Source organism: Streptomyces sp. ActVer (assembly GCF_027270795.1).
Classification (GTDB): domain Bacteria; phylum Actinomycetota; class Actinomycetes; order Streptomycetales; family Streptomycetaceae; genus Streptomyces; species Streptomyces umbrinus_A.
Genome location: NZ_JAPWHT010000291.1, coordinates 1 through 13182, shown reverse-complemented (window position 1 = coordinate 13182; position 13182 = coordinate 1). Strand labels below are relative to the sequence as shown.

Here is a 13182-nt window from a genome sequence, read left to right as displayed (position 1 = left end):
CGATCTTCCGCCACACGATTCTCATCTGTCCGACATCTGACTGGTGTGTACGTGACAGTCCGACGTCGAATCTGATCGTCGCCGACGAGCAACTGGCCGTGCGCCTGGGCCTGGAGACCCACACACCGCCCTCACGGATCACCGAGGACACCTCGTGGGAGGACGCCTGGAACACGCGGACCGCCGACGTCATCGCGTACGAGCGGACGCGCGACCCCCAGGAGACGGTGGCCGCTTGGGCCGAGCGGGCCGCCGCGCTGCTGGCCACGCCCGAGGCCCGGGATCCCGAACGGGCCGCGCGCGCGACGACGTTGATGGGCGTACGGCTGCCGGTCGCCGACCACTTCGTGGTGCGCGGCTTCGAGGCGTGGATCCACACGGACGACATCGGCCGCGCGCTCGGTCTCGCCGTGCCGCCGCCCCCTGACGCCCATCTGTGGCAGCTGGTACGGCTCGCCGTCCGCATCCTCGGCATGGCGCTGGGGCCGACGGCACCGCCGGTGCTGTTCGCGGTGACGGCGGGCGAGAGCTCCACCGAGTGGGTGCTCGGCTCCGAGGACGAGGCGGTCCGGGGTGAACTCGTCCTGGACGCCGTGGACTTCTGCCTGCTCGTGGGCGGCCGGTACACGCCGGACGAGGTGCCGAGGGGCGTGGCGGGCGACGAGGACGTCGTACACGACGTACTGGAGCGCGCGGCCGCCCTGTCCTGGCTGTAGCTCAGCCCCTACGGGCCCGGGGAGCGCGCCCCTGGTCCTGGGGAGCTACGAGCCCGGGGCCGGGCAGCCCCCCGCCTCCGTGCAGAGGTTCGACTCGACCCGGGAGAGGAGAGCGACGAGCTGGGTCCGCTCGGCCTGGCTCAGGCCCGCGAGGGCGTGCTCCTCGAGGCCGGACCAGGCGAGTGCGACCTCGTCGAGCAGTCCGAAGCTCTTCTCGGTCGCCTCGACGAGCACCGCGCGCCGGTCCTTCGGATCCGGGCTGCGGGTCACGTGCCCGGACTGCTCAAGGCGCTGGAGCATCTTCGTGATCGTGGACGGATCGAGTTCGACCGCCTTGATGAGGTCCGACTGACGCACCGGGCCCTGGTCCCACAGGTGCATCATCACGAACTCCTGCCCGGGGTAGAGCCCGGCCCCGCGCAGCAGCTTGGCCGCGGTCGTGCGGTGCAGCCGGGCGACCCGTGAGATGGCGTGGCCGACCGGGCCGCCGCGCGCCGCGGAGGGCAGCTTGTCGGTACAGACGGGGTCGGCCTGCGGGGCCGCGACCTCCTGGCTGGCACTCATCTCGACTCCCCGGTTCGTGCGGACGTGCTGTCCACCGTACGTCCCACCGCCTCCCCCGCCGTCTCCTGCCTTCTCCCGAGCTCATCCCGGGAGGATCCCGGCCTTCTCCACCGAGATTAACTTGGTCAGCCAAGGAATACTTTAGGGTGGCTCTCGGTTCAGATGATTGGCCGACCACATATAACCTTTCCGGGAGCTGTTGTGACCACTGCGTACGACCCGATCGACCTGTCCGGCACACCCCTCGCCAACCGCATCGCCATGGCGCCGATGACCCGCAGCAGGGCGGGCGAGGGCGGCACCCCCACCGACCTCACCGTCGAGTACTACGCCCAGCGCGCCTCCGCGGGGCTGATCATCACCGAGGGCATCCAGCCGTCCGCGATCGGCCAGGGCTACCCGGACACCCCCGGCCTGCACAGCGACGAGCAGATCGCCGCCTGGCGGAAGGTCACCGACGCCGTGCACGCCGCCGGCGGCCGGATCTTCGCGCAGCTCATGCACGCGGGCCGGATCGGCCACCCCACCCTGCTGCCCGACGGGCTCGTCAACGTCGGCGCGTCACCCGTACCGGCCCAGGGGCAGGTCTACACGCACGAGGGCCCCCTCGACTTCATCGCCCCGCGCGAGCTCACGGGCGACGAGGTCCGCGCCACCATCGGAGAGTTCGTGGCCGCCGCGCGGGGCGCCGTCGAGGCGGGCTTCGACGGGGTCGAACTGCACGGCGCCAACGGCTACTTGATCCATCAGTTCCTCGCCCCCGGCTCCAACCACCGCACCGACGAGTGGGGCGGCTCCGTCGAGAACCGCATACGGTTCGCCGTCGAGACCGTGAAGGCCGTCGCCGCCGAGATCGGTGCCGGGCGCACCGCCATCCGGCTCTCGCCCGGCAACCCGTACAACGACATCCAGGAGCCCGAGCCGGAGCCGACGTACACCGCGCTGGTGGCCGAGCTGGAGCCGCTGGGCCTCGCGTATCTGCACGTCACCGAGGCGGTCGAGATGCGTGAGCTGACCCTCGCGCTGCGCAAGAGGTTCAGCGGCACCCTCGTCCTGAACCCGGCGACCGAGGGACCGACCGGGCCGGAGTCCCTGGCCCTCGTCGAGGACGGCGTCGCCGATCTCGTCGCGTACGGCCAGCTGTTCCTGGCCAACCCCGACCTGCCCGCCCGTCTGCGGACCGGCGGCCCGTTCAACGAGCCCGACGGGGCGACCTTCTTCGGCGGGGACGCCAAGGGCTACACGGACTACCCGGCGCTGTAAGGCAGTTGGCCCGGTTCCCGTCTCGTACGAGACGGGAACCGGGCCAATCACCCGTGGGCGTACGTCACTTCACCGGAGTGAAGTCCCTCGCTCCGATGAACTCGGGCCGGCGTACCGGGGCCGAGAACGGCTCCACCGCCGTGTTCTCCACGCTGTTGAACACGATGAAGACGTTCGAGCGCGGGAACGGCGTGATGTTGTCGCCCGAACCGTGCATGCAGTTGCAGTCGAACCAGGTGGCCGAGCCGGCCTTGCCCGTGAAGAGCTTGATGCCGCGCCTGGACGCGAACTTGGTGAGCGCCTCGTCGGAGGGCGTGCCCGCGTCCTGCATCTGCAGCGACTTCTTGTAGTTGTCCTTCGGCGTGGCTCCGGAACAGCCGAGGAACGTGTTGTGCGACCCCGGCATGATCATGAGACCGCCGTTGGTGTCGTAGTTCTCGGTCAGCGCGATCGAGACGGACACGGTCCGCATGTTCGGCAGTCCGTCCTCGGCGTGCCAGGTCTCGAAGTCCGAGTGCCAGTAGAAGCCGCTCGCACCGAAGCCGGGCTTGACGTTGATCCGCGACTGGTGGACGTACACGTCGGAGCCGAGGATCTGCCGGGCGCGGCCGACCACGCGCTCGTCGCGTACGAGCTGGGCGAAGATCTCACTGATCTTGTGGACCTCGAAGACCGAGCGGATCTCCTGCGACTTCGGCTCCACGATCGAGCGCTCGTCGGCACGGATCGCCGGGTCCGTCACCAGACGCTCCAGCTCCGCGTGGTAGAGCGCGACCTCGTCCTCGCCGATGATCCGGTCGACGGCGAGGAACCCGTCACGCTCGTACGACTGCAGGTCGGCCCCGGGGATCGGTCCCGGCGTGCCGGGCTCGCTCCACACGACCGGGTCCTGCCGGGGCACGGACACCTCGCTGGTACCGCGACTGGGATACAGGTCGGTGATCGTCGTCATCGGTTCAGACCTCCTCGGGCTCGGTCAGCAGGGGGTAGACGCCGTTCTCGTCATGGTCCTCCCGTCCGGTCACCGGCGGATTGAAGACACAGATGCAGCGGAAGTCCTGCTTGATCCGCATCGTGTGCTTCTCGTGCCCGTCGAGGAGGTACATGGTTCCCGGCGTGATCGTGTACTTCTCGCCGGTCTCGTCGTCGGTGAGTTCGGCCTCGCCCTCGACGCAGACGACGGCCTCGATGTGGTTCGCGTACCACATCGACGTCTCGGTACCCGCGTAGAGGATCGTCTCGTGCACGGAGAAGCCGACCCTCTCCTTGGCGAGGACGATGCGCTTGCTCTCCCAGGTACCCGACGCCGATTTCACGTGTCGGTCAGTGCCTTCGATCTCCTTGAACGAACGGACTATCACGGTGCTGCGAAGCCTCCTTCAGGCTGATGTGCGGCTGGTGCGGTCGATGTGGCCGCTGTGGTTCAGGGGTGGTTCAGGCCGTCTCGCGGACGGCGCGGGCGAGGATGCGCAGGCCCTCGTCCAGTTCCTCGGGGGTGATGGTGAGCGCCGGGAGGAGTTTCACGACCTCGCTCTCCGGGCCCGACGTCTCGATGAGCAGGCCGAGTTCGAAGGCCCGCTTGGCGATCAGGCCCGCGCGCGCCTTGTCGTGGAACTCCATGCCCCAGACCAGGCCCCGGCCGCGGTACTCCTTGACGTCGGCGAGGTTCTCCTCGGTGATCGAGATGAACGCCTCCTCGACCTGCTCGCCACGGGTGCGGGTCTGCTTCTCCATGGCGGGACCGTCGGACCAGTACGTCTCCAGCGCGGCGGCGGCCGTCACGAACGCGGGGTTGTTGCCGCGGAACGTGCCGTTGTGCTCGCCCGGCTCCCAGATGTCCAGCTCGGGCTTGAACAGGCAGAGGGACATGGGCAGTCCGTAGCCGCTGATGGACTTGGAGACAGTGACGATGTCGGGGGTGATGCCCGCCTCCTCGAAGGAGAAGAACGCCCCGGTCCGGCCGCAGCCCATCTGGATGTCGTCGACGATCAGCAGCATGTCCTGGCGCTCGCACAGCTCGGCGAGGGCGCGCAGCCACTCCGGGCGGGCGACGTTGATGCCGCCCTCGCCCTGCACGGTCTCGACGATCACCGCGGCGGGCTTGTTGAGGCCGGAGCCCTGGTCCTCCAGGAGCCGCTCGAACCAGAGGAAGTCCTCGACCTTGCCCTCGAAGTAGTTGTCGAAGGGCATCGGCGTGCCGTGCACGAGCGGGATGCCGGCGCCGGCCCGCTTGAAGGCGTTGCCGGTCACGGCGAGCGAGCCGAGCGACATGCCGTGGAAGGCGTTGGTGAAGGAGACGATCGCCTCGCGCCCCTTGACCTTGCGGGCCAGTTTCAGCGCGGACTCGACGGCGTTGGTGCCGGTCGGGCCCGGGAACATGACCTTGTACGGCAGGTCGCGGGGCCGCAGCACCAGGTTCTGGAACGACTCCAGGAACCCGCGCTTCGCGGTCGTCGACATGTCGAGACCGTGCGTGACGCCGTCGCGTTCCAGGTAGTCGATGAGGGCGCGTTTCAGTACGGGGTTGTTGTGGCCGTAGTTGAGTGATCCGGCGCCGGCGAAGAAGTCGAGGTACTCATGGCCGTCCTCGTCGAACATGCGGCTGCCCTGCGCGCGGTCGAAGACGGTGGGCCAGGCACGGCAGTAGCTGCGCACCTCCGACTCCAGAGTCTCGAAGACGCTCAGGTCGGGCTGGGTGATGGTCACGGTGTTGCTCCTCAAGGCGTGGGGGGTTCGTCAGTGCGACAGGGGGCCGATGCGGTACAGCACCTCTGGGTCGTGCGGTCCGTCGGGGAAGTGCGCTGTGTCGAACAGGACCTCACGCTCGACGGTCGCTCCGTGGCGTCCGGCGTACGACGTGAACAACCGCTCGGAGGCGGTGTTGCCCGGGGTGATGGTGGTCTCGACGGTGGTCAGCTCGTGTGTGCGGGCGATCCGCAGGGTCAGTCCGTCGAGGAGCGCGGCGGCGAGGCCGCGTCCGCGCTGTTCCGCGTCGACGGCCACCTGCCACACGAGAAGCGTGTGCGGGCGCTCCGGCCGGATGTAGCCGGTGACGAAGGCGACCGGCTCGCCGTCGGCCGTGCGCGCCACCGCGGAGGTGCCGGCGAAGTCACGGCACCACAGCAGGTAGCTGTAGGAGGAGTTCAGGTCGAGGTTCCCGGAGTCCTTGGCAATGCGCCAGAGTGCGGCTCCGTCCACCACGTGCGGACGGTCGATCCGCAGCCCTTCCGGCATTTCCAGGAATTCCGCTTGCAGGTCTGCTTGTGCGGCGGTCATGCGGATTGAATTTACCCAGCGAAAGTTCAAATTGCATCGCCGGAGGGGGTTACGTCGACGCGCCTGCTGTGTTATCACGCGGGCGCGAACGCCGCGTACCACCGGCCAGAAGCCGCCGCTTTATACCGAAAATACATTACAAACTGGGCACCTTGTGTGTTGCGTCACAGCCGTGTAATCACCACGAGATCTGCCCGAATTAAGAGGTTGGTGTTCGCGAAATCTTAGCGTTTAGGTTCAGAGAAAGCGGGCAGAAGAATACGGGGAGCTGCACTGAATAAGACCCCCGGAAAGCGCCGAGAAATAACCCCCGGATAAACCGAACCGGAATTCCCCGATCACCCACCACCCCGCTGGTCAGGCGCCTGTGACCCCATCGATCCGCTCCCTGACGATGTCCGCGTGACCGTTGTGGCGCGCGTACTCCTCGATCAGGTGCACAAGGATCCAGCGCAGACTGACCTCCAGCCCGGCCATCGGCCCCTCGACAATCCGGCCGAGGTCGTCGAGCGACCGCCCGGCGGACAGCTCCTGCCCGCGCTCGACCTCGCGGCGCCAGTCCGCCAGCGCTTCGTCGAGCCCGCGCTCCGGGTCGAGGGCGTATCCGCCGACGCCGTCCTCGTACAGCGTCGGCACGTCGAGTCCCGCGAACACCGCCTGGAACCAGTTCCGCTCCACCTCGGCGAGGTGCTGCACCAGCCCGAGCAGCGTCAGTTCCGACGGCGCGGCGGACGCCAGCCGCACCTGGCCGTCGTCCAGCCCCGCACACTTCGACTCCAGGGTGGCCCGGTGAAACGCGAGCCAGCTCTCCAGCATGGGCCGCTCCGCCCCGGTCATGAGCGGGAGGGGGCGGCCGTCCGGAAGGGTCTGGTACGTGTCGGTGGTCATGCCCTGCAGCATGACACCGGGCGCCCGCCTGTACGACCCCGCCGGCCGAGGCTCAGGTGCCGTCTCTCAGGTCTGCCGGCCAGTCCGGGCGGTATTCGATGTGGTCGTAGGTGACCACGCAGCCCTCGCCCATCGGGGACTGGGTCATGAAGCCGATCAGGGCGGCGCCGGTCTCCTTCTCGTCGGCCAGGGTGAAGAGGCGGACGAAGGTCCAGCGCTTGCCGTCCCTCGACGCGTGGAAGGCGAAGGCACGGCCGGTGCGGCTGATTCTCAGCCAGACCGAACTGCCGTCCACCGTGAAGGAGTTGGCGTCGTCGGAGTGGCCCCGGGTGACGACCGTGCAGACGGTGGGCACGTCCGGCGAGTTCTCCAGGCAGAGCTTGGCCCAGGCCCGCTCGCCCACATGCACGTACAGCACGCCCGCGTCGAACGCCCCGGCGAAACCGACCGTGACCCGGGCGATGAGCTGGAAGTCCCCCTCCGGCGACCCGAGCAGCCGGGGTGCGTCGGACGCGGGGTCCAGCCCCTCGTCGGTCGGCGGCACGAACCGGTCCTGCCGCGCCCCGGCCCACCCGGTGAGCACCCCGTCCTCGTACGACCAGTGCCCGTCGGGCCCGTACGTCCGAAGAGAAAAGGGAAGTTCAGGAAGTTCCAAGTCCATCCCCCGAGTCTGTCAGGTCCACCCCCACGCCCAGAAAGGGGCGCGGGGCCGTATCACCGCACGGCTGCGCCGCAGGGGGCGCCCCTCAAGGGGCGCGGGGAACTGCGCGATCAGCCACAACGGGCCCGCAGCAGAACGGCCACGGGCCCAACGGCGCACCCCGCGGAGCGCTACCGCTCCAGACGCCCGTCGTACCGCCGCGGCAACCCCAGCGGATTGTCGTCGCGGAGCTCCGGCGGCAACAGCGCCTCCGGCGTGTTCTGGTACGCCACCGGCCGCAGCCACCGCTCGATGGCGGTACCGCCGACCGACGTGGACGTGGAGGTGGTCGCCGGGTAAGGCCCCCCGTGGTGCTGGGCGGGCGCGACCGCGACACCGGTCGGCCACGCGTTGACCAGGACCCGCCCCGCGAGCGGCGTCAGCTCGGCGAGGATCTCCGCGCCACGCCCCTCGCCGGCCGTCTCCTCCGTGGAGAGGTGCACGGTCGCGGTGAGGTTGCCGGGCAGCCGCGCGAGCACCGCGTTCGCCTCGGCCTCGTCCTCGTAGCGCGCGACGACGGTGACCGGCCCGAAGCACTCCTCAAGGAGCAGGTCGTACTCCCCCTCGGCGGCCAGCCGCTCGGCCGGAACCGTCAGGAAGCCGGGGCTCACGGTGTGCTCGCTGCCCGCGCCCGGGGTCACCGGGGCGTCCACGTCGGGGAGTTCGGCCCGCTCGGCGACCCCCGCGACGAAGTTGTCACGCATACGGTGGTCCAGGAGAACACCCGCGTCCGTGTCGCTCACCGCGTCCGTGAGCGACTTGACCAGCCGGTCACCGGACGCGCCTGCGGGCGCCAGCACCAGACCCGGCTTCACGCAGAACTGGCCGACACCCAGCGTCATGGAGCCCGCGAGCCCCGTACCGATCGCCTCGGCGCGCTCGGCGGCCGCGGCCTCGGTGATGACGACGGGGTTCAGGGAGCCCAGCTCGCCGTGGAAGGGGATCGGCGCGGGCCGGGCGGCCGCGGCGTCGAAGAGGGCACGTCCACCACGTACCGAACCGGTGAATCCGGCGGCCGTGACCAGCGGGTGCCTGACCAGCTCGACGCCCGCGTCGAAGCCGTGCACCAGGCCGAGGACACCGTCCGGGATGTCGTGCTGGGCGGCGGCCCGGCGCAGGACGGACGCGACCAGCTCGGACAGGCCCGGGTGGTCCGGGTGCGCCTTGACGACGACCGGGCAGCCCGCGGCGAGCGCGCTCGCGGTGTCGCCGCCGGGCACGGAGAAGGCGAAGGGGAAGTTCGAGGCCGAGTAGACGGCGACGACGCCCAGCGGCACCTTGTAGCGGCGCAGGTCCGGGATCGGCGGGGTCGCGGTGTCGTCGGGGTGGTTGATCACGACACCGAGGAACTCGCCCTCGTCGACGATGTCCGCGAAGGCCCGCAGCTGGTAGCAGGTGCGGGCGAGCTCGCCGGTGAGCCGGACCGGACCGAGCGCGGTCTCCGCGTCGGCGGCCTCGACCAGGTGCTCCTTGGCGCCTTCGAGCTGGTCGGCCGCGGAACGCAGGAAGGCCGCGCGGACGGTGCGGTCGGCGAGTGCTCCCCGGGCGGCGTGGGCCGCGCGGACGGCCGCGTCCACCTCCTGGGCTGTGGCTTCCACCGCAACCTGCTCGCGCTGCTTCCCGGTTCGGGGGTCGACACTCCAGACTGGTGCTGCTGCCACCGCGGGTCCCTCCAGATGTAATGCCGCAGTACATGTGCCACTCACCAGCGGCGTTCGATATGCTGAACGCTGTCTCTGGTGGTGAATATGCTGGAGACTATTTCCCGGCGAACTAGGGGGTCAAGGCGATGTCGGCAGTCGAGACGGGCGGCGGGGCACAAGTCAAGTCCGCGGTGCGGACGGTTGAATTGCTCGAGTACTTCGCCGGACGCCCTGGCATGCACTCCCTGGCCGCCGTGCAGGAGGCCGTCGGGTACCCCAAGTCCAGTCTCTACATGCTGCTGCGCACCCTCGTCGAGCTCGGCTGGGTCGAGACGGACGCGACGGGCACGCGGTACGGCATCGGCGTACGGGCCCTGCTCGTCGGTACGTCGTACATCGACGGCGACGAGGTCGTGGCCGCGGCCCGGCCGACGCTGGACCGGCTCTCCGACGACACGACGGAGACGATCCACCTGGCGCGCCTCGACGGCACGAACGTCGTCTACCTCGCGACCCGCCAGTCCCAGCACTACCTCCGCCCCTTCACACGCGTGGGCCGCCGGCTGCCCGCGCACTCCACGTCGCTCGGCAAGGCGCTGCTCGCCACGCACACCGACGAGCAGGTACGGAAGCTGCTCCCGGAGACGCTCCCCGCGCTGACCGAGCACACGATCACCGACCGGGAGAAGCTCATCGAGGAGCTGCACCAGGTGCGGGAGCAGGGGTTCGCGGTGGACCGCGAGGAGAACACGCTCGGACTGCGCTGCTTCGGCGTCGCGATCCCCTACCGGACGCCCGCGCGGGACGCGATCAGCTGCTCGGTGCCGGTGGCTCGGCTGACGCCCGCGCACGAGCAGATGGTGAAGGACGCGCTGTTCGACGCGCGGGACCGACTGACGCTCGCCACCCGGAGGCTCTGACATGTCCGACCTGTCCAACCCGGAGGTCGTGCTCCGCGAGATCCACGACAGTGATCTGCCGGTGTTCTTCCGGCAGATGATGGATCCCGAGTCGGTGCGGATGGCCGCGTTCACCGCGAAGGACCCGACCGACCGGGACGCCTTCGACGCCCACTGGAAGCGGATCCGCAGCTTGTCCGACGTCGTCAACCGTACGGTCCTCGTCGACGGTGACGTGGTCGGCAACGCGGCGGTGTACGGCCCGCCCGACGAGCGCGAAGTGACGTACTGGATCGACAGGGCGTACTGGGGGCGGGGGATCGCCACCGGGGCGTTGCTGGCGCTGCTCGATGCCGTGCCTGAGCGTCCGTTGTTCGCTCGGGCTGCCGCGGACAACGTGGGGTCGTTGCGGGTGCTGGAGAAGTGCGGGTTTCGCGCCTCCGGGCAGGACAGGGGGTTCGCCAATGCGCGGGGTGAGGAGATCGACGAGGTTGTGCTGACGCTCGAAGCGTGAGCGTGCGTCGGATTCCCGGTGGGGCGCCGTCGGGGCTGCGGGTCGTTGCCGGGTGCGGGTTGTGTGTGGCTGGTCGCGCAGTTCCCCGCGCCCCTTTCGGGGCCTGACATCGCGTCCGCCTCCCCCGTGCGGCGGAGGCGGATCGTCGTCACGCAGGACGTGGTCCGGCGGGGTGGGGCGGGAGCGTGGGTGGCATGACGCAGACGTTTCGTCGGACGTCGTGCGCCGTCGCCGAGCGGCCGACGACGCCGATGGACCTCACCTACGCCGGGCAGATGATTCTCGGCATCCTCGTGGCGGGCGTCGGTGCCTCCGTCCCGGCGGCGGCCACGGTCTGCGCGGGATCGCCGACCGGGCCCGGCTCCTGGGCGGCACCACGGAGTGCGGCCCGGTGGACGGGGTGTGGCGGCTGAACGTACGACTCCCTCTGGAAGGACCCGCATGACCATCCGGATCGTCCTCGCCGACGACGAGCGCATGGTGCGCACCGCGCTGCGCGCGATCCTGACGGCCGAGCCCGGTCTGGAGGTCGTCGGGGAGGCGGCCACGGGCGCCGAGGCGGTGTCCGTCGTCCGCGAGCTGGCGCCGGACGTCGTCCTCATGGACGTCCGCATGCCCGAGATCGACGGCATCCGAGCCACCGAGCAGATCCTGGCGACGCTTCCCGATCCCCCACGCATCGTCGTGGTGACGACCTTCGAGAACGACGCGTACGTGTACGAGGCGCTGCGCGCCGGAGCGTCCGGGTTTCTGCTCAAGCGGGCCGACGCCGAAGCGCTGGTCCAGGCCGTACGTCTGGTCGCGCACAGCGACAGCCTGCTGTTCCCGGCGGCGGTGCGGGCGCTCGCCACCGAGTACGGGCGGGCGAAGGCGGCACCGCCCGCGTGGGTGGCGAGGCTCACCGGCCGGGAGGGCGAGGTCCTGCGGCTGATGGCCGCCGGGCTGACCAACGCCGAGATCGCCGGCCGCATGGGGGTCGGGCCCGCGACGGTGAAGACCCATGTGGCGGCCGTCCTGGCGAAGACGGCGACCCGGGACCGTACACAGGCGGTGATCGCGGCGTACGAGGCGGGCTTCATGAAGGACGTATGAAAAATCCGGGTGGGTGGGAACGATCGGGTCCGTCCTGGTCGTCGTCCGTATGGGATGAACAAAACGATCAGACGCGCCTCCGTCTTCACCCTGCTGCTCGTCCTCGCCCTGCTGGTCCGGGCGACCTGGGTGCAGTTCTACGAAGGCCAGGCGCTCGCGGACAGCAAGGACAACCGACGGAACGCGATCGAGCAGTACGCGTACCCGCTCGGGAACATCATCGTGGCCGGGGACGCGATCACCGGTTCCGCGCAGACGAAGGGCGGCGACCTCAAGTACAAGCGCACGTACACCGCCGGCAGCCTCTACGCGGCGGTCACGGGCTACAGCTCGCAGGTGTTCGGGGCCACGCAGTTGGAGGGCATCTACCAGGATCTGCTCGACGGCACGGACAACCGTCTGAAGGACCCCCTCGACACGGTCACCGGCAAGCGCGCCGACCCTGGTGACGTGGTCACCACGATCGACCCGGCTGTGCAGAAGGCCGCATACGAGGCGCTCGGCGACAAGAAGGGCGCCGCCGTCGCGATCGACCCGAAGACGGGCAAGATCCTCGGCGTCGTGTCCACCCCGTCGTACGACCCCTCGGTGCTCAGCGCCGGTGACTCCGACGCCTGGACGAAGCTGACGAAGGACCCGGAGAAGCCGATGACGAACCGGGCGATGCGCCAGCCGCTGCCGCCGGGCTCGACGTTCAAGCTGGTCGTCGCGGCCGCCGCGCTGGAGGACGACCTGTACGCCTCGGTGGACACGAAGACCGACAGCGAGAACCCGTACACGCTGCCGGGCACGACCAGGGTCCTGGAGAACGAGAGCAAGTCCGCGCCCTGTGAGAACGCGACGATCCGTGTCGCCCTCCAGTACTCGTGCAACAACGTCTTCGCGAAGATGGCCGTCGACCTGGGCCAGGACAAGCTGAAGGCGATGGCCGAGAAGTTCGGCTTCAACGACACGTCGCAGGACGTGCCCGTGCGGGCGTACGAGAGCGTGTATCCGTCGGACATGGAGAAGTCGTCCACGGCGCTGACGGGCATCGGGCAGTTCGACGTGACCGCGACACCGTTGCAGATGGCCATGGTGTCGGCGGCCATCGCCAACGGCGGCAAGCTGGTCTCGCCGCACATGGTGTCGCAGATCAGTGACGCGGACGGCAACGTGCTGGAGAACTACGACGACTCGACGGACTCGAAGGAGATCGTCAGTTCGTCCACGGCCGAGCAGTTGCAGTCGGCGATGCAGACGGTCGTCGAGGAGGGTACGGGGACGAACGCGCGGATCTCCGGGGCGACGGTGGGTGGCAAGACCGGTACGGCGCAGCACGGTGAGAACAACAGCAAGACGCCGTACGCGTGGTTCACGTCCTATGCGAAGGACGACTCCAGCGGCAAGGAAGTGGCTGTGGCTGTGTTGGTGGAGCAGTCGAATGCCGCGCGCTCCGAGGTGAGCGGGAACGGGTTGGCTGCGCCGGTCGCCAAAGCGATGATGCAGGCCGCGTTGAAGAACTGAGGGTTCCGGTCGGTTCGTCGACTACCGGCCGGTGGGGGCTGGTCGCGCGGTTCCCCGCGCCCCTTAAAGGCCTGCGGTTCCCCGGGCCTGGCAAGGGGCGCCGGGAACCGCGCAATCTTTT

The 13182-nt window shown here is 69.4% G+C and carries 14 protein-coding genes and 1 pseudogene; 7 read left to right on the top strand and 8 right to left on the bottom strand.

Translation table 11 applies throughout. The annotated features are described in order from the left end of the window. A partial coding sequence (locus O3Q52_RS35385; RefSeq protein ID WP_269652724.1) for a maleylpyruvate isomerase N-terminal domain-containing protein occupies positions 1 to 716 on the top strand: 716 nt, incomplete at its 5' end. Between the two features lie 45 nt (positions 717 to 761). Here the strand turns inward: O3Q52_RS35385 and O3Q52_RS35380 are convergent. Beyond that, the gene (locus O3Q52_RS35380) at positions 762 to 1280 is read right to left on the bottom strand and encodes a MarR family winged helix-turn-helix transcriptional regulator (RefSeq protein WP_269652723.1); all 519 of its coding nucleotides are present in this window, start codon (positions 1278 to 1280) and stop codon (positions 762 to 764) included. Between the two features lie 201 nt (positions 1281 to 1481). Between O3Q52_RS35380 and O3Q52_RS35375 the strand changes: the two genes are divergently transcribed. Continuing rightward, positions 1482 to 2543: an alkene reductase gene (locus O3Q52_RS35375; protein WP_269652722.1), complete on the top strand. Its 1062-nt coding sequence runs from the start codon at positions 1482 to 1484 to the stop codon at positions 2541 to 2543. A gap of 64 nt (positions 2544 to 2607) precedes the next feature. Here the strand turns inward: O3Q52_RS35375 and thpD are convergent, their stop codons facing one another. From thpD to O3Q52_RS35340, 7 genes are all read right to left on the bottom strand, one after another. Then, positions 2608 to 3495 carry an ectoine hydroxylase gene (gene thpD, locus O3Q52_RS35370; protein WP_269652721.1) on the bottom strand — a complete coding sequence of 296 codons (888 nt, stop codon included), beginning with the start codon at positions 3493 to 3495 and terminating at the stop codon, positions 2608 to 2610. Positions 3496 to 3499: 4 nt separating this feature from the next. Beyond that, complete coding sequence (locus O3Q52_RS35365) at positions 3500 to 3904, bottom strand: ectoine synthase (RefSeq protein WP_055616453.1); 405 nt, start codon at positions 3902 to 3904, stop codon at positions 3500 to 3502. Between the two features lie 73 nt (positions 3905 to 3977). Beyond that, positions 3978 to 5249 carry a diaminobutyrate--2-oxoglutarate transaminase gene (gene ectB, locus O3Q52_RS35360; protein ID WP_269652720.1) on the bottom strand — a complete coding sequence of 424 codons (1272 nt, stop codon included), beginning with the start codon at positions 5247 to 5249 and terminating at the stop codon, positions 3978 to 3980. 30 nt (positions 5250 to 5279) lie between these two features. Then, positions 5280 to 5819 (bottom strand): diaminobutyrate acetyltransferase, encoded by a 540-nt coding sequence (ectA, locus tag O3Q52_RS35355; protein WP_190230211.1) that lies wholly within the window; start codon positions 5817 to 5819, stop codon positions 5280 to 5282. A gap of 357 nt (positions 5820 to 6176) precedes the next feature. Further along, the gene (locus O3Q52_RS35350; protein ID WP_269652719.1) at positions 6177 to 6707 is read right to left on the bottom strand and encodes a DinB family protein; all 531 of its coding nucleotides are present in this window, start codon (positions 6705 to 6707) and stop codon (positions 6177 to 6179) included. Between the two features lie 52 nt (positions 6708 to 6759). Beyond that, positions 6760 to 7368: a DUF1349 domain-containing protein gene (locus O3Q52_RS35345; RefSeq protein WP_269652718.1), complete on the bottom strand. Its 609-nt coding sequence runs from the start codon at positions 7366 to 7368 to the stop codon at positions 6760 to 6762. Positions 7369 to 7538: 170 nt separating this feature from the next. Continuing rightward, positions 7539 to 9068, bottom strand: coding sequence for an aldehyde dehydrogenase (NADP(+)) (locus tag O3Q52_RS35340; protein ID WP_269652717.1), 1530 nt, complete (start codon positions 9066 to 9068; stop codon positions 7539 to 7541). Between the two features lie 128 nt (positions 9069 to 9196). On the opposite strand from O3Q52_RS35340, the gene O3Q52_RS35335 reads away from it, so the two are divergent. The 5 genes and pseudogenes from O3Q52_RS35335 (at position 9197) to O3Q52_RS35315 (ending at position 13061) form a co-directional block, all read left to right on the top strand. Next, positions 9197 to 9970 carry an IclR family transcriptional regulator gene (locus O3Q52_RS35335; protein ID WP_055616458.1) on the top strand — a complete coding sequence of 258 codons (774 nt, stop codon included), beginning with the start codon at positions 9197 to 9199 and terminating at the stop codon, positions 9968 to 9970. Position 9971: 1 nt separating this feature from the next. After that, on the top strand, positions 9972 to 10463 hold the full coding sequence (locus O3Q52_RS35330) for a GNAT family N-acetyltransferase (protein WP_269652716.1): 492 nt from the start codon (positions 9972 to 9974) through the stop codon (positions 10461 to 10463). Between the two features lie 313 nt (positions 10464 to 10776). After that, positions 10777 to 10908, top strand: a pseudogene (locus O3Q52_RS35325) (histidine kinase); the annotation flags it as partial. Beyond that, complete coding sequence (locus O3Q52_RS35320) at positions 10905 to 11555, top strand: response regulator transcription factor (protein WP_269652715.1); 651 nt, start codon at positions 10905 to 10907, stop codon at positions 11553 to 11555. The pseudogene O3Q52_RS35325 and the gene O3Q52_RS35320, both read left to right, overlap by 4 nt. Positions 11556 to 11609: 54 nt before the next feature. Next, on the top strand, positions 11610 to 13061 hold the full coding sequence (locus O3Q52_RS35315; protein ID WP_269652714.1) for a penicillin-binding protein 2: 1452 nt from the start codon (positions 11610 to 11612) through the stop codon (positions 13059 to 13061). Positions 13062 to 13182 lie beyond the last annotated feature (121 nt).